Annotated in this window: 17 protein-coding genes; 2 read left to right on the plus strand and 15 right to left on the minus strand. The window is 50.8% G+C overall.

Annotated features, from left to right (window positions below):
• Window positions 1-3: 3 nt before the first annotated feature.
• Window positions 4-1,014: an aldo/keto reductase gene (locus QQZ17_RS13035; protein ID WP_152400693.1), complete on the minus strand. Its 1,011-nt coding sequence runs from the start codon at window positions 1,012-1,014 to the stop codon at window positions 4-6.
• A 132-nt stretch (window positions 1,015-1,146) separates the two neighbouring features.
• Here QQZ17_RS13035 and QQZ17_RS13040 point away from each other — a divergent pair, with 132 nt between their 5' ends.
• Window positions 1,147-2,034 (plus strand): LysR substrate-binding domain-containing protein, encoded by an 888-nt coding sequence (locus tag QQZ17_RS13040; RefSeq protein WP_152400695.1) that lies wholly within the window; start codon window positions 1,147-1,149, stop codon window positions 2,032-2,034.
• Between the two features lie 168 nt (window positions 2,035-2,202).
• On the opposite strand, the gene QQZ17_RS13045 is transcribed toward QQZ17_RS13040, so the two are convergent.
• The gene (locus tag QQZ17_RS13045; protein ID WP_152400696.1) at window positions 2,203-2,718 is read right to left on the minus strand and encodes an anti-virulence regulator CigR family protein; all 516 of its coding nucleotides are present in this window, start codon (window positions 2,716-2,718) and stop codon (window positions 2,203-2,205) included.
• A gap of 192 nt (window positions 2,719-2,910) precedes the next feature.
• On the opposite strand from QQZ17_RS13045, the gene QQZ17_RS13050 reads away from it, so the two are divergent.
• Entirely contained in the window at window positions 2,911-3,813 is a 903-nt protein-coding gene (locus QQZ17_RS13050; protein ID WP_152400698.1) for a carboxylate/amino acid/amine transporter, read from the plus strand.
• Window positions 3,814-3,860: 47 nt separating this feature from the next.
• On the opposite strand, the gene QQZ17_RS13055 is transcribed toward QQZ17_RS13050, so the two are convergent.
• The 13 genes from QQZ17_RS13055 to QQZ17_RS13115 form a co-directional block, all read right to left on the minus strand.
• Window positions 3,861-4,496, minus strand: coding sequence for a hypothetical protein (locus tag QQZ17_RS13055; protein ID WP_152400700.1), 636 nt, complete (start codon window positions 4,494-4,496; stop codon window positions 3,861-3,863).
• Between the two features lie 16 nt (window positions 4,497-4,512).
• Complete coding sequence (locus QQZ17_RS13060; RefSeq protein ID WP_187696652.1) at window positions 4,513-5,244, minus strand: fimbrial biogenesis chaperone; 732 nt, start codon at window positions 5,242-5,244, stop codon at window positions 4,513-4,515.
• 10 nt (window positions 5,245-5,254) lie between these two features.
• Entirely contained in the window at window positions 5,255-6,340 is a 1,086-nt protein-coding gene (locus QQZ17_RS13065; RefSeq protein WP_152400704.1) for a fimbrial protein, read from the minus strand.
• Window positions 6,337-8,922, minus strand: a complete 2,586-nt coding sequence (locus QQZ17_RS13070; RefSeq protein ID WP_342395158.1) for a fimbria/pilus outer membrane usher protein — start codon at window positions 8,920-8,922, stop codon at window positions 6,337-6,339. Before QQZ17_RS13070 ends, QQZ17_RS13065 begins: the two co-directional genes overlap by 4 nt.
• On the minus strand, window positions 8,870-9,616 hold the full coding sequence (locus QQZ17_RS13075) for a fimbria/pilus periplasmic chaperone (protein WP_152400707.1): 747 nt from the start codon (window positions 9,614-9,616) through the stop codon (window positions 8,870-8,872). Before QQZ17_RS13075 ends, QQZ17_RS13070 begins: the two co-directional genes overlap by 53 nt.
• A gap of 51 nt (window positions 9,617-9,667) precedes the next feature.
• The gene (locus tag QQZ17_RS13080; protein ID WP_152400709.1) at window positions 9,668-10,225 is read right to left on the minus strand and encodes a fimbrial protein; all 558 of its coding nucleotides are present in this window, start codon (window positions 10,223-10,225) and stop codon (window positions 9,668-9,670) included.
• Window positions 10,226-11,122: 897 nt separating this feature from the next.
• Window positions 11,123-11,941: a lipoprotein NlpA gene (nlpA, locus tag QQZ17_RS13085; protein WP_152400710.1), complete on the minus strand. Its 819-nt coding sequence runs from the start codon at window positions 11,939-11,941 to the stop codon at window positions 11,123-11,125.
• Window positions 11,942-12,109: 168 nt separating this feature from the next.
• Complete coding sequence (gene dagF, locus QQZ17_RS13090; protein WP_152400712.1) at window positions 12,110-12,853, minus strand: 2-dehydro-3-deoxy-phosphogluconate aldolase; 744 nt, start codon at window positions 12,851-12,853, stop codon at window positions 12,110-12,112.
• A complete protein-coding gene (gene dgaE / locus QQZ17_RS13095) occupies window positions 12,840-13,949 on the minus strand; it encodes a D-glucosaminate-6-phosphate ammonia lyase (RefSeq protein WP_152400714.1) in 1,110 nt (369 codons plus the stop codon). Before dgaE ends, dagF begins: the two co-directional genes overlap by 14 nt.
• 3 nt (window positions 13,950-13,952) lie before the next feature.
• On the minus strand, window positions 13,953-14,813 hold the full coding sequence (locus tag QQZ17_RS13100) for a PTS system mannose/fructose/sorbose family transporter subunit IID (protein WP_161215577.1): 861 nt from the start codon (window positions 14,811-14,813) through the stop codon (window positions 13,953-13,955).
• On the minus strand, window positions 14,810-15,559 hold the full coding sequence (locus tag QQZ17_RS13105; RefSeq protein ID WP_042323417.1) for a PTS mannose/fructose/sorbose/N-acetylgalactosamine transporter subunit IIC: 750 nt from the start codon (window positions 15,557-15,559) through the stop codon (window positions 14,810-14,812). The genes QQZ17_RS13100 and QQZ17_RS13105 overlap by 4 nt, the downstream gene beginning before the upstream one ends.
• 23 nt (window positions 15,560-15,582) lie before the next feature.
• Window positions 15,583-16,068 carry a PTS system mannose/fructose/N-acetylgalactosamine-transporter subunit IIB gene (locus QQZ17_RS13110; RefSeq protein ID WP_042323421.1) on the minus strand — a complete coding sequence of 162 codons (486 nt, stop codon included), beginning with the start codon at window positions 16,066-16,068 and terminating at the stop codon, window positions 15,583-15,585.
• Between the two features lie 11 nt (window positions 16,069-16,079).
• Window positions 16,080-16,505, minus strand: coding sequence for a PTS sugar transporter subunit IIA (locus QQZ17_RS13115; protein ID WP_152400716.1), 426 nt, complete (start codon window positions 16,503-16,505; stop codon window positions 16,080-16,082).
• Window positions 16,506-16,510 lie beyond the last annotated feature (5 nt).

The raw sequence follows: 16,510 nt of genomic DNA on the forward strand, positions 1-16,510 counted from the left end.
TGATTAACGGGTCGGCAGCGGCGCGTTTTCCGCAACCAGAGCCTGACGGCGCATTTCCGCCCAGAATTCAGCCGGAACGGTTGCATTCAGTGCAGCCAGATCTTCCGCCATACGGCCAGGACGGCTGGAGCCAGGAATAACCGCCGCAACGGCAGGGTTCGCCAGCGCGAACTGCAGTGCTGCTGCTTTAACATCGACGTTAAAACGCGCGGCAATGGCGTGAATTTGCGCCACTTTCTGCTTAATGGCCGGGGAGGCTTTCTGATATTCAAAGTGCTCACCACCGGCAAGCACGCCGGAGCTGTAAGGGCCACCGACGACGATATCAACGTTATGTTCCAGTGCTTCCGGCATCAGACGTTGCAGTGCACGTTCGTGATCCAACAGGGAATAACGACCTGCCAGCAGGAACGCATCCGGCTTCGGCTCATCAAGCGCCAGCGTCAGTTCACAAGGTTCGACGCGGTTCACGCCCAGTCCCCATGCTTTGATCACTCCCTCATCACGCAAACGCGTCAGCGCACGGAACGCACCCGTACGGGCAATATTGAACTGCTCCAGCCAGCTGTCACCGTAGAAATCCTGCGCCGGATCGTGGATCCAGACGATATCCAGATGGTCCGTTTTCAGGCGTTTCAGGCTGTCTTCAATCGAGCGCAGGGTGGCGTCGGCAGAGTAGTCATTCAGAATTTTGTTCTTCAGGCCGTGTTCGAAAAGACCGCCTTTCTCACCAAAATCACGTTTGGCGGGATCTTCCATTTCGTCCAGCATGATGCGGCCGACTTTACTGCTCAAAACATATTCATCGCGCGGATACTGAGACAGCGCTTCGCCCATACGAATTTCAGAAAGGCCAGAGCCGTACAGCGGCGCGGTATCAAAGTAACGCACGCCCAGGTTCCAGGCTTCGCTCACGGTGGCGTGGGCCTCTTCTTCCGGAATGGCACGGAACATGTTGCCGAGCGGCGCGCCGCCTAAGCCGATTTTGCCGGGAAGTAAATTTTTAATGCTCATAAGATGTCCTCAAGTATTCGGGTTTAGTTCGGGCGTTTTTTGCTATCGCCCTGTGACGAAGCTCACAATACCTTGCAATGTTGTGACTTGATAGGACATAATTCGTCTAACTTAAGTCCTTTGAGGTCTAATATGATTGATTTACGCCAACTGAAGTACTTCGTAGTGGTCGCAGAAGAAGAGCACGTAGGACGTGCTGCTGAGCGACTGCATATCTCGCAATCGCCGCTCAGCCGCCAGATTGCGCAACTGGAAGAACGCCTGGGACTGATGCTGTTTGAGCGCAATCAACAACGCATCCGACTGACTGCCGATGGGCAGACATTCCTCGCCGAAACGCGTTCATTGCTGACGCATGCCAATCGTCTGGAATCACTGGGTAAACGTCTGGGACGCGGTGAAGATGGAGGCTTGTGTATTGGCTATATTGAAAACGCCATGCATTCCGGCGTGCTTTCTACGGCGTTGCGTACGTTACGTGTATCGCGCCCGGATGTGCATATCGCGCTTTACAGCCAGCCACCGGCTACCCAGATTGAAGGCTTGCGCCAGCGCAGCCTCGATTTTTCTCTGGTCGATACGCCGCCCGCAGACTATGAACAGGACCTGGAATACATTCAGGTTCTGAACGATCGTATGCTGTTGGCCTTACCGCAAAACCATCCTCTGGCACAGGAGGAAAACCTTGTCGCGTCGCAACTTGGCGATCAGCAGTGGATTGCGGTGATTCATAACGACGATGCGCATTCTCGCGATCATTTTGTCGCCGCCTGCGTAAAAGCCGGGTTTAATCCTGATATTCGTTTAGAAGCCGGCGAACCGCTGACAGCATTAGGTCTGGTCGCTGCAGGATTAGGTCTGGCATTAATTCAACATAGCCTGCGTCACAATGCGCCGGAAGGCGTGGTATTACGCGAATTGCCGTGGATGAATTATTCCACGCAATTATGGGCCGCCTGGCATAAAGCTAATCAACGCCCGCTGGTATCCCATTTCCGCCAGATCCTACGCGGCGAATAAAAAAGAATCCGCTTTTGCCACAGACGAAAGCGGATTCTCATAAAGAAACGAACGGCGCGCACGTTACGCGTTAAAGGTAAAGGCGACAGCGAAACCTCTGTGATGGCTGACGTTAACGTCGCGTTCTGATGTAAAAAGCCGGGGAAAGCTCCCCGGCTTTTTAATAGGTTAATCAAACACCCCGTTAATAATTGCGGTGACCACCGCGGTACTCAGCGCAATCAGGACCAGATTATCCCCTATGATTTTCCATTCATAGCCCGGATAGTAAGGGAGTTCTCCCAGCATCGATGCCGGAACCGTTTTTTTCGCGATCCCCGGAGGAAGCGGTTTTCCTCGTGCCAGGTTTTTTGCTATTCCCGGCGGCAAAGATTTATAACCCGTCAGACCATAATTCACCGCCAGATGACGCGCTGTCGCAAAACTAATGTCGGACTCGACGTGATCGGGTTTGCCATAATTTTTACGATGATCGGAAGAACCGTTGTTTTTCTGGGCCGAATTTCCTTTTTGTCCGTTATTTCCCTGGTTGCCCTTATTTCCCTGATTGCCACTGCTGTTGCCCTGGCCGCCGCCATGACCGTTTCCGTTACCATTTCCCGGATTTGCCATCACTGGCGCGGCAAACAGGGAGAGAGAAACCAGAGTGGCCAGCACAGCCGTTAAACCACGACGCTTACCCATGATGTGTTCCTTCCTGCTGAAGTTTCATTTTGACAATAGAACGCCGCCATCCCCCGCGCAATGTCAAAAACGCCTGGATTCGGATTTGCATGCAGGCCATGAATAAACAACCTGTTATGGCGAGGGAAACGCTTCTGTCTTATCTGTTATCATGCCTGCAAATAACGTCGAAAAAACAAAGCCGAGGAAAGCATGGGGTCCACCAGAAGAGGGATGCTGAATGTCCTGATTGCCGCCGTTTTATGGGGAAGTTCAGGGGTCTGCGCGCAGTACATCATGGAGCAAAGCCAGATGTCGTCGCCATTTCTGACCATGACGCGCCTGATATTTGCCGGCTTAATTCTGCTGATGCTCTCCGTGGTACACGGCGACAAAATCTTTTCCATTTTCAAAGATCGCAAAGACGCTCTGAGCCTGTTGATTTTTTCTGTCGTTGGCGCGTTGACGGTGCAACTCACCTTCCTGCTAACCATCGAAAAATCCAACGCCGCGACCGCCACGGTGCTGCAATTTCTGTCGCCAACGATCATCGTTGCGTGGTTCGCGCTGGTGCGTAAAGCCCGTCCCGGCGCGCTGGTGCTGACCGCCATCCTCACTTCGCTCATCGGCACCTTTTTACTGGTGACGCACGGCAACCCCACCTCACTGTCAGTTTCGCCCGCCGCGCTGTTCTGGGGGATTGCCTCAGCGTTTGCCGCCGCATTTTATACGACTTACCCGTCAGCGCTGATTGCGCACTACGGCACCTTGCCGATTGTCGGCTGGAGTATGTTAATCGGTGGGATGATTCTGCTGCCGTTTTACGCCGGAGAGGGCACAGATTTTGTGGTCAATGGCAGCCTGATCCTGGCGTTTTTCTACCTGGTGGTGATTGGCACGTCGCTGACGTTCAGCCTGTATCTGAAGGGTGCGCAGATGATTGGTGGGCCGAAAGCGAGTATTTTAAGCTGTGCCGAACCGCTGAGTAGCGCCCTGCTGTCGCTGCTGTTGTTGGGCATTACCTTCACCCTGCCGGACTGGCTGGGCACGCTGCTGATCCTGTCCTCCGTGGTGTTGATCTCGATGGATTCCCGCCGCCGCGCCAGAACGGTGTAACAAAAAAGAGTGGACGCACGAAAGCACCGTCCACTCTGCGACTTTCATCATGTCGTTTTTATGTTTATTAACCTTTTGTATAGTCTGCAGTTTTTTTGGTCAATCAGTTTACGCGTCAGCGCCCATCGTTCCCGATAGACAAGCTTGTCGCTCACCTCAAGTTCAAGCGCAATTTCTTTAACAGACATTCCCTGCAACAAATGAAAGACAATTTGCTGTTCGCGCAGCGTGAACAAAAAACTTCTTGAGCGGCATTTTTTATTACCACTGATCACGGCATCACAATGCACCATAAAAGCATCTATACGCTCCCTGATCGCGTTGAGATCTTGCAGCCCTTCGAACGACAGAAAAGAGGTATGTTCGGGTTTATACATATCCACAAAAAAAAGGATATGATTAAAACTCATTCGCTTTATCTCTTCTCCTTTTGCCGACAGCGTGATGTCATTTTCAAGTACGCGATCGCGCTGCTTATAAGTTACATTAAAACGCAATGAAAATGGGATAAAGTTAATATACTTATCTATCAGGTGAAATGGAATATCTTCATTGAGTTCCGTTTTCAAACCAGACTCATGTAACGCATCTGCAAAAAGCGTGTGAATGGCAATACCATCATAGATGTTTTTTGTCAGATAAATAAACTTATACCGTAAGGATGAGGAATTAAAATTAAGCATAGCAGTATCCTTCGCATTAGTTTTTATAGGTATTGACCACACCATAATCATCAATCCATGAAAATGTTTCGACAGTACGGTTTCCCGTTGCACCTTTAGGTAAAATAACCGTTTTTGTCGACAACGGTGCGAGGAGACCATCATCAGGTAACTGTTTTATTTCTGTACCGTCGTTGAGCGTAAGACCCATTAATGTCACATGCAAAGGCGAATTATTCTTTACCAATAGACAACGATTCCCCCCACAATCTGAGGCGGTTATCTGTATTTTCTTCACACTCTCTTCCAGCGTGTTTGCCGCTAGCGACAGCGGTCGCCAGAATAACTTTACCCGGGTACGAAAAGCGACCTGCAGCGCGCCGGAACCGCTCTTGCTATCGGCAACTGGCGGGACTTCAAGCGTATTCAGCCAGAATAGAGACTCTCTGTCTTCAGGCAGCGTCTGCCGATCGCCGACGAACTGAATACGCACCGCGCGAGAGGTGTTGCCTTCAAGCCTGAAAATTGGCGGTAAAATGATAAACGGCGTTTTAATGTCCTCTGGACGCTCTAAAAGCGACTCTTTTTCCGTCCACAGCTGTAATAAGACCGGCCTCAAACCTTCATTGTAAACCGTAAAGGTAGACTCACGGTCTTTCTCATTAACGATCACTCGCGTGTAATTAATGTAGGTTGCCGCCATTGCCGATGATGGTAGCAAAAGTAATATCAGGAAGTGATTCAAAACATGCTTAAGTCGTTTCTTCACGCCCTCTCCTTTATTTATAAACCAGGGTGAAGGTAACCGCACCTTTAACAACGCCTGAAGACACGTTCGCTTCCGTCTGATATAACCCCGCCCGTAGCGGCACAGTATAATTTGCATTATTCTGAGTCGGATCGTAATCAGTCAGGAGATACGCCGTGTTAAATGACAGAGGAATATCCTGATCGTTCAGTAACTGAATCCCAACGCCACTGGCTGTTGACGTACTCGCCAAAGCAAAAACACCATTGGCGTTATTAATAATGGCCGTAGTCGGTGTAAATAAATAACTGATACTCGATAATCCCGCCGGACACTTCGTGAAATTCAGATTAAAATCTGTACGTGCCGCGGTATAACCTACTCCGCTAAAATCCGTCCGACTGACTGGGGGTAAATTAACCGTGACATCCGATGTCGTACAGGTTCCCCCCGTTGTCGAAATCACCAGACCACCCGCCAGAAAATCAGCAATCATATAGGTTCCGCTTCCGACGGAAGTACTGCCCCCATAAGTCTGGTAATGACGCATATACATCGGGTCAAAAACGGAGGTGCTGCCCGCAGTCAACGACGTGGAGGTTTTAACAAAGCGAATCTGGACATCGACGCCAAGCTTCCATGAACTGCCATCGTCCGTCACCGTGAATAACTGCGTTGGCGTCTGATAAACGCCGTTGGCGACGGTGAGTGGATACCAGTCGCTGGTTTGCCCTTTAACCGTATAGCGCCAGCGGGCGATATAGCCCAATCCCGCTTTTACCGCGGTGTTATAGACGTTGTAACTTTGTCCATCAACCTGTGTGGTGCCCCAAATGGTATAGGGAGGGTATCCCTGTACGGCCATCGGTACCGCATAACTCTGATAGCTGGTTCGATGAGAGCAGGTCCAGGCTGTTGGGTTGTAAGAGGTTACCCATGTTCCCAGTAAATCCCCTACGGCAGCGTCTTTACCCACCTGTATGGTCGTAGAGTCAAAGTACTGGTAGTAGCCATTGGTACGATCACAATTCACCCATGTCCCGTCGGCACGCGCCACGCCGCACATCGCTACCAGTGTCAAAAAAGAGAGCACCACTCCCGTTACGATAGATTTCATTTTTCACTCCTTAATGACTGGCATACCGCATCAGCGCGACGTAAGTCGGCGGTATTCGCACTTTTCTGCTCTGATAAGCGGTAGCTGAACTGGCATTGCTGACCCACAGCACTTCCCCATTTCACACGCAGTGTGCCCGACAGATTCTTAACACGAGCAAAACTTTGCCCTCCCTGGGCGATATAACCGACAGTATTGCCGCGCTCATCCACGACATCTGCGCCAAACGGCAGAGACTCACCGGCATGTTGAAGGGTGAAAAGAACCGAATATCCCTTATCCGTCGCGTACTTCATCAGTACCACCGCACCCGCGGTAGGTACGCTGTTCTGACTGGTGACGTCCAGGGAGACATCGTTCGATAACCCTTTCGGATCGAGTTCGATGGTGTTCTGGCGATACGGGGAGAGATAAGGCACAGCGGCATTTCCGCTACGGTTAAGGCTGAGGCTGCTGTTATTCGTAACCTTCGCGCCCCCGGCATGCTCTGCTTCGATGACAGCCATGGTGTCACCCATAATAGGCGTCAGCACAATACCGTTTTGCCAGGCGATAGCGCCGCCAGAAAGGTTCATACCATATTGCTGATAACCCTGACCCGCAGAGAAGTTGCCTCCCAGGGTGGTCCAGGGTGAAGTCCAGTTTCCACTGGCCCCGCCAGTGGTTTTACTGCTGCTATGGTCGTAATGATCCTGATTAGCGAACGCGCTCCAGTTATACTGGCGGTTTTCTCCGGACGTTCCGGCGATTGAGTTTTGCAGTCCCCGATGCCCGCTCTCTTGTACATAGGTGGAGCTGAGATAAGCTGAGCGCGCACTATTCCCGAGGGGTAAAGAGATACCAATCGCAATTTTGTTGTCCCATTTATCTTTGACTAAATCGCGGGTACGACTGGCATTAAGGTTAAAATTGAACCACTTAAAGGCATTGGTGTAGCCCAATTGATATTCGGTGTCGCGCCCGCTTTTATTCCAGTAATCCTGGGTACTGGCGCTGATGTTAATACTCCCAAGCGTATCTGAAATAGTTTGCGTCGCGCTGAGTTGCAGCCGATTTTTACGGTTAATGCTGCTGGAATAGGCGCCTTTATTCGTTCTCTCTAAGTCGCGCATCAGCATTGCGTCATCAATATCGTAATAACCCGAACTGGAATAGCGGTAGCTCGCCAGCGTGATATTGGTATCCACGACAGGTAAGATCTTGGCAAATGAAAAACGGATGCTTTGGCCTTCACGTTTGCTGTCATCCGCAAACGTCGTTCGGGCATGCGTGATATCAGCAGAAAAGGCACCGACAGGGGTATTGAGCGCGATGCCACCGGCGACAGACTGATAATCTTCCCCGCCAATAGCCCCCGTGTAAGTGGTCAACAGGTTGGTGAAACCGTGACGAAATGTCCCCATCGCAATCTGCGGTTTTTCATTAACAGAGGAATTCCGATAGCGCCCAGCCATCAGCGAATAGCGACTGGTTCCCGGACGCAGCAGTTCAGCGATGGAAGCGTAGGTTACGGTAAAACTGTGCTCGCTTCCGTCCGCCTCTTTAACGGTGACCAGCAGATCGCCCCCTGTGCCGTTGGGGTACAGATCGTCAATACGGAATGCGCCGGGCGGTACCGTCGATTGATAAATGTGTACGCCTCGCTGACTGACGCTGACCAGGGCGTTAGTGTTTGCAACGCCAGTAATGACTGGCGCATATCCACGCTGTGAATCCTCATACATACGATCGTCAGAAGTCAGCATCACGCCGCGAAAACCGACGCTGTCAAAAACCTGACCATCGGTGGTGGAATCGCCCATCACCAGCTTACTGCGTAACGGGATAATGCCGCGCTCAAGGTAAGTGCTGGTTGAGTCATATTGCCAGCCCTTATCATTGTTCCAGTTAAAAATGCCACGATAGCGTAAGCGCCACGCATCCCAATTGAGTCCCCCCATCAAACCTAAATACTGGGAAGAGATGGCATCAGATCCGGACATATCGGCATGCCATGCGTTGTAATCATATTGCAGCGTTGCCGCAGGGATACCGTTATCCCATAATTCAGGATTCACATAGCCGCGAACCTGGCGAAGTTGCCATATCTGAGGAGCCTGCACATTAATACGCTGCGATGTCACATCGTAATAGGCTGTTAAATCGGGAGAAATATCATTAATACGCACGCAACTGTCATCAGTTTTGAGCAACTGACGCATTTCTGGTTCAATTTTATCAATATCGATACCCAGCATGGATACCAGCTTTAGTGTAAAACAAGGTCTGGCGACAAGGGGATTACTTTTATCATTTTCAAATTTAACGTCGCCGCGCCCTTTCCACTTATCATTCACATAAAGATCAACATGATATTGCCCCTGAGGGACCGGATTCCCCCGTGAATAATTACTCACATCAATCGCTGAGCGCAAAAAATCACTATTAAACTGCACATCATCGGTGTCAGCAAAGGCAACCTGAACAGAAACAAAAGAAAAGATAATGAATTGAGCAACGCGGGTTAGTCTCAGAGAACAAGAAATAGCATTATGGGCTATTTTGTAATTTATGCTCATTTGTTGTTTCTCCACCATAATCATTTATTACACTGTAAAAAAATGAAGCATCACTTAACCTTGCTGACTTTCTATTCGCGAGGGGGAATACTATTTCACTTTTAGGATTTACCATCCTTTGAGGAAATTTCTCTACAGATGCCAGGACTTCGGACTCTTTTGTCTTACGAATCTCAATCTTGTTAAAGGTGATGTAATAAGGAGAATCGTTGACAACTTTTATATTGTTCCCTTGTAGGGATAGTTTTAGTTCTTTATATGACTGCAATGGTGTTGGCTGCAGATTATCCGGACGATAGAATAATTTTATACGGGTACGAAATGCCAACTGCATACGGGTATTCCCCGACGTTGCGGCCTGTGCTTTTGGCGGAATCTCCAGCATGTTAAACCAAAAAACAGACTCCCTGTCCTGCGGTAATGCTGGGTTTGTCGCCATAATTCGCACCGCTTGCCCTTTAGCCGGGTCAATACGAACGACAGGAGGCGTAATGAGAAATGGAACGTTGATTTCTCCCGGTTTCGCCCGTGGGTTACCATCGTCCATCCATATTTGTAAAAGATAAGGATTACTCCCCCGGTTTTTTAGCTGTACCGTCGACTCCTTGTCTTTTGCATTAAAGACAATGCGTGTTCCATTAATAACAACGTCAGCCATGACGTTCATTGAGAACATCGAAAATAATAAAACCATGCCGGAAGATAATATCTTTAACATCTCGTTACCTCATAATCAGGAGTAAAGGATGTCCCCTTACTCCTGTTTCTGTTACTCGTATACCATGGTGTAATCGACCTGAGTCGTTACGGAACCCGCAGTCGCTGTGCCTGTCGCATAATATTGTGCAAAGTAATTCAGTGAACCGCTGCCAGACGAGATATCAACCGGGATATCATTCTGACCGGCCGCCACTGAAGCCCCTGCCACAATAGGATTACGATCGGCATTTAATAATTGAACCTGAACGAAAGTCGCGGCATCAGACGCGCCAGTATCAATATTCAGACGGCCGGTTGTGCTATCAACATAGGTACCGGGTTCAAAATAGGTGCTGGCATTATTCAACGCCGTACCTGAACAGCTGCTCAGTGAGATCGTAAACGGCGTCGCACCGGCTGTTGCCCCTGTTGTTGCGAGGGTAGACGAAGAGACGGTTGGCAGTATTACCGTTGCATCATTACTGCCGCCATCGACAGAAATAGTACAAGTGGTATCAGTAATTTGTCCGTTAATTGTAATAGTACCATCAACGGCAAATGCTGAAGCAGTAAATGCAGAAGTGAAAACCATTGCTAATGCGGACAACGCAAAATTATATTTACGCATAATTAATTCCCTGTTGTGGTTGATATAAATGAACAGCCCATTGAATGTGTTATTAAGATAAAACGATTCTCGCCCCATCATGAATACGGGCACTGAATAACACCTTTCGGTTCCATTGACATGATATACGCAAAACTTTCATCCGCAATATTAGGATTTTTCAACCAAAACCAATCAATCCAAATGCTTATCGGAAAATAAAGTGCTGCCTTCTATCTACGCTATTCACCCTTATAAATATATCGATAATTAGGTTTTTATAAGACAGCATTGGTTAAAAAAAGATAAAATTTTATAAATCGATTAAATTGATCTAAATCAATACACAAACCAAAACACAGCTAAATTAAACGCCTCACGATCACACTTAAAACAAAAAACAAAAACAATTTAAACAAAAAAGATACATTTGCAGTCGAATTTTTAGCCAGAAAAACCATTTTTCACGATTAAGAGAATAATCCTGACAAACCGACTCGGGTACTTTACGTAATGTGTTAATAATTAATAATTAATTATGAATGAAACATTCTTTTATTTTATTGTAAGAAAAATCTTATTTTAATAAAAAACGTAACCATCGTTAACCTGGTGTTGCAAAACCCGCCAATTCCAGGAATTTTCCCGTAACGATCTTTTCTTTTAGTCACATACTCTTTCTCAGAATATAAATCTACAGATTACTCATCATAACCTTACAAAAAAGGACAAATGACTATTAGAAGCGGGGTTTTTGAGTACAAAAAAGAATGGAAGTACATTGTTCATTGAAAAATCTGAACACAAGGAAAAGAAGGGATAATCTTAATGCTCGTTCAGCGATAAAGGTAGCGTTGTACAGTATCGCCAGAAGAGCGCTTCTGGCGATAAAATTCAGTTATCTGAATGCGTTACCGATCACCACCCCGGAACCGCACCGCCGTTAAAGATCGTTTCTGCCGCTTTTGCGACTTCAGGTGACTGATAAGACGCCAGAAATTCCTTCACATTTTCCGCATCTTTATTGTCTTCTCGCGCCACCAGGATGTTCACATACGGCGAATTTTTATCTTCGATAAACACGCTGTCGTGAACCGGAGAAAGCCCGGTTTGCTGAATATAAGTGGTGCTGATAATTGCCACGTCAACTTTCGGGTCGTCCAGTACGCGCGGCAGTTGCGCCCCTTCCAGCTCCATAATCTGTAAATGACGCGGGTTGGCGGTGATGTCCAGCGCCGTCGGCAGCAATCCTTTTCCTTCTTTCAGGGTAATCAACTGCTCTTTTTGCAGCAGCAACAGCGCCCGTCCGAGGTTGGTGGGATCGTTAGGAATCGCCACCGTTGCGCCGTCCGCCAATTGATCGACCGTTTTTATTTTTTTCGAGTAGCCGGCCATCGGGAAGACAAAGGTATTCCCCACCGCCACAAGCTTATAGTTATGCGCCTGATTATCCTGCTCAAGGAACGGGCGATGCTGGAAGACGTTGGCATCCAGTTCGCCGTGGTTGGTGGCATCGTTCGGCAACAGTGAGCCGCTGAAACCGACCAGTTCGACGTCGAGACCGTACTTCTCTTTCGCCACTTTTTTGGCGACTTCCGCCACATCCTGCTCGGCGCCGTTAATCACGCCGACTTTGATGTGCTTTGCATCACTGCTCTGCTGGTCGCAACCGACCAACAACAATCCCGCCAACAGTACCGCCGCCCCTGTCCGTAAATGAGGTATCGTCAATTTCACGTTTTTATCCTTTTGAAATAACCGCCTGATGAGTAATGAAATGACTATAGCGGGAAGGCTGCTGCGGTTTAAAAAACGAAAAGGCATCAATAAGAAGAAAAAAGCATAAAGAGGGAATATTCAAAAATCCTGATGACGCTGCGCCAACCACACGCAGCGCCATTCGGTTCAGACCAACGCTTTCACGATCTCCATTAACCGGACGATATCTTCAGGTCGGGTGTTGCCCGTTTGTGGGTCGATAATCGATGTGTATAAATGCGGCATTACGCGCGGCACGCCTGCCTCCAGGCAGGTTTGCAGTATGACGCCAAAGTTTTCCACATCAATGCCACCCGTCGGTTCGATCAGCGTCATGCCGTTACGTGCCGCAGTGGTTGCCAGCACATACAGCTCAGGAAGAGACTTTTCGCCCCCCATTGGGAAGAACTTCGCCGCGTGCGCGCCCATATCTTGCATCATACGGATTGCAGCATCGCATGAGACGCGCGCTGGCGTTCCCTGACCGCTACTGACGCCGGTGGAGATCAGTACCTCACCAGGCGTCCCCGTCGGGCTGACCAGCGCGTTGATGTGCGTTTGTTCTCCGCCTGTCGCCGCCAACGCCCCCGCCGCAAAACCACTGCCGGTGAAGGTCTGGTTGACGTGCGCCGGATGGACCTTTGATGCAATCATCGCTGCTTTGTAATACTGCGCCGGATCGCCTGCCCCCAGGCCCACTGAAACCGAGGGGACTTCGGCCATCCAACGTTTGACCTCCTGGACGCCTTCGTCAACTAACGAAAACTGCGCGGACAGGATGCCAATCACCGCATGTCCCTCGGCGGCGTCATAGATTTCCCGGGCGTTGGCGATATCTTTCGCCAGCACGTTAATCGCCACACGTTGGCGATAAAAATTAATCTGCTGCATGTTCTACAATCTCCCTGAGTCGCGCCACAATGAGTGCCATTTCCCCTTCGGCGACCGTACGTGGGTCGAGGCTAAAGACGCCCTGATGGAGGTTATAGCGACGGGCGTAGATAGCGATATCGCCTCCCCGAAGTTGAGCTTCGACTTCACGCGCGTCCAGACCGAGCACCTGCGTGTCGACCCGTACACGAATACGCCAGATAGCGCGCCCGGCTTCGTCTTGCTCAATATCGGCGGTCAGCCCACGGATTGCCGAAATCGCCTCTGCCGTCGGTTGCAACTGTTCGGCGGTCACCACAGTCTGCCCCTGGTAATAATTTTCCAGTGCATACACCAGTCCGACCATGTTCTCTTTACCGATCTTCATCGCTCTGGCGATGCCGTGATGCTGCGCTTTACAGGCGGCAATCCACGGTTTCTTGCCGGTGATAAACCCGGAGGTGGGCGCATTGAAGGCTTTTGCCCCGCTGTAGACAACCATATCCGCCCCACTCGCCACCCAGGCGTGTAAATCCTCCTCGGCGGCGGCATCGACAATCAACGGTAGGTTATGGATCTGCGCAACCTGTACAAAGTCGTCAATGCTGAGCATGCCCTTCTGTACACAGTGGTGCGATTTCACATACAACAGCGCGGCGGTCTCGTCGGTAATCGCACTCTCCAGTTGCCAACGCGCGGCGAGATTGCTCGCCCCGACCTCCACGACGCGCCCGCCGCCCAGACGAATGGCGCTGGTGATGGGAGCGCCATAATCCACGTTATGACCGCGCAGCATCACCACTTCGTTGGCCATGCCGCTGCTGTCTGGCATGAGAGCCACCCTGAGCGGGTCGCCACGAGTAATAGCGGCGGCAACGGCAATGGCGATCCCCGCCGACGCGCAGGAGGTCACATAGCTGTCCTGCGCGCCGGTAAAGCGGGAAACCAGCTCACCGGTACGGTCCACCAGCTCATCGATTTCGACAAAGGCGAAGGCCGCCCGCGCAGTGGCCTGCATCACCTGGGGCGCGACGCTGGAGACGCCAAGAATCGTCATCTTGCCGCAGGCGTTAATCACCTGTTTTAGTCCCAGCTGTTGATAGATATTCTGTGTCATGACTTACAACACTCCCAGCAGCGAACAAACCACGCTAAGCGCCACAATTGACAACAGAATGGTGGTGTATCGCGGCCCTTTCTTCACCAGAAAGATATAGATGGCAAACACCGCCGCCAGCGGCAGCAGGCCTGGCGCGATGGAGTCGAGGATCTGCTGCACCACCACTTCAGAACCCTTCAGCGCGCTGATTTTCAACGGCGTAGTGATCTTGACGTAGCTTGCCGACAGCGCGCCCATCATGATTAACCCCAGCACGTTCGCGCCGTAGATCAGTTCTTTGATTCGCCCCCCTTGCAGTAATCCGACGATAGAATCACGCCCCAGGGTGTAGCCCTTGTGGATCAGGCCGTAGCTGATCGCCAGCGTGATTGCCGGATAGAGGATCAGCGGTGCAATACCGCCAAACGCGCTGCCATTGGCGGCGAAAGGGATGAAAATCGCAATGAGCAGCGGCATGACGGCGGCCCAAACAATGGAGTCGCCCATCCCAGCCAGCGGGCCCATCAGACCGGTTTTAATCCCGGTAATTGAGGCATCGCTGATCGGCTCGCCGCGCGTTTTCTGCTCTTCCATGGCAATGGAAATCCCCTGGATCACCGCGCCAAAAGTTTGCTCAGAGTTGAAGAAGTTCAGGTGACGTTTTAGCGCCTCCACCTGCTCCTCTTTTTGTGGGTAGAGCTTTTTGATGATCGGCGTCATCGAGGCGCAGAAAATCAGGCTCTGCAGACGTTCATAGGAGTTGGATACCTCCGCGCCCAGCCAGTAGATAAACCACGCTTTGGTGATATCCGCTTTGGTCAACGCCCCGGTTGTCCGTGCGCGCTCAACCAGTTCATGCTGCATTACGTCGCTGCTCATCATGCTGCTCCTTCATTTTTCGCCAGACCTTTAATCAGGAAGGCCACACAGGTACCGAAGATCGCCATCGCCATGATGTCCACCTTGAGGTACAGCACCGCGAAGAATCCGCCGATAAACCACGGCAGCAGGCTCTTTTTACCGATCACCATAATGGTGATGGCGAAGCCCAGCGCCGGCAGGATCCCGCCCATGATTTCAAAGGAGTGGGTCAGCCAGTGCGGCATCAGTTTGAGGAAACTTTCCACCACGTCCTGACCGAAGTAGTTCGCGGCAAACACCACCGGGAAACGCAGCGCCAGTCCGAGCAATGCCGGGTAGAGGAACGCACAGCGCATGATGCCCGACATATTCGCCGTTTCCGCGTGCTTATCGGCCATATGTACCCAGGCCGCGTTCAGCGTACGACGCAACTGGTCGAGGAAAACGCCGATCACACCGAAGGGGATCGCCAGCGCAATCGCCAGGTTTGGATCCATCCCGGCTTTCACCGCGATAGGAATCGAGATACAGGCTGCCAGCGCCGGATCTGACGGCACGTTACCGCCAGGCGTTGAGGTCACGCCGAGATAAACGAGCTGCATCCCCGCGCCGATAATCATCGCCGTCTGCATGTTGCCAAGCAGCAGCCCGACAAAGACGGCCACCACCACCGGCTGAAGCAGCATGGCAGAGAAGGTGTAGCCAAGGCGTAAGCGGGCAAACCAGTAATACAACCCCATGAGGCTTGCAAAAACTAAGGTATCCATAGTGTTATCCCATTATCAGAGAATTAGAATTTTTTCAGGATATCGTCCAGCGACTGCGGTTTATCTTCCGGGATAGTCTGGAAGAACACCTGAATCCCACGACTTTTCAGGTCGTTAAGAATGCCAACGTCTTTTTCATCGAGCGTAATGTTCTGGAACACGGCTTTACGGTTTGGCCCGCCGCCCAGGCCGCCAACCTGAATGGTCGTGACATCAAACCCCTGTTGTACGGCCTGTTGAATCGCCGCCAGGGAGGGGAACAGCACCAGCACATTGCCGTCGCCCAGTTGGTTCTCTTTCCAGGAAGCCGCAAAGCTCTGGTTGCTGTAGCAATCCACTTTGATGTTCGGCGGCGCGGCCATCAGGTAGATGTTTTTCATAAACGGATCGGCGTCCAGTTCGTCACTGACCACTGCGATGCGGTTAGCCTGGGACTGTCCGACCCACTTCGTCACCACCTGTCCGTGGATCAGTCGGCTATCGATACGACATAACACGATGTTTGCCATGATGATTTTCCTTATTGTGATTGTTGTAATTGACGGACATGAGCGACAACGTCCAGGCAACTGCTGCGTCCGGCTTCCACCAGTTCACTGACGCAGAGGGTCAACGAACCGTGTTCACGTCTGTCCAGCGCTTCCAGCAGTAGCGACGCGTTCAACCCGGAAACGACCGCCACCGGATAATCCGCGCTCAGTCGCGCTGCCACATTGGACGTCGTACCGCCAACAAAATCGGTCAGAATAAGCGAGCCGTCCGGCATGGTTTTCACCACGTCCTCGACACGCTGATAAAACTCGCCCAGCGTATCGACGGGCATCAGTGCAATTTCCGTCACGCCTTTAATTTCGCCCATCACCATACGCAGGCTGTTACAGAGCTGTTGTCCCCAGCCACCATGCGTGAGCAGCAGAATTTCGGGCAACGGTTGAGTGGTAGTCAAAATGG

Source organism: Citrobacter sp. T1.2D-1 (assembly GCF_950098555.1).
GTDB lineage: Bacteria > Pseudomonadota > Gammaproteobacteria > Enterobacterales > Enterobacteriaceae > Citrobacter_A > Citrobacter_A telavivensis.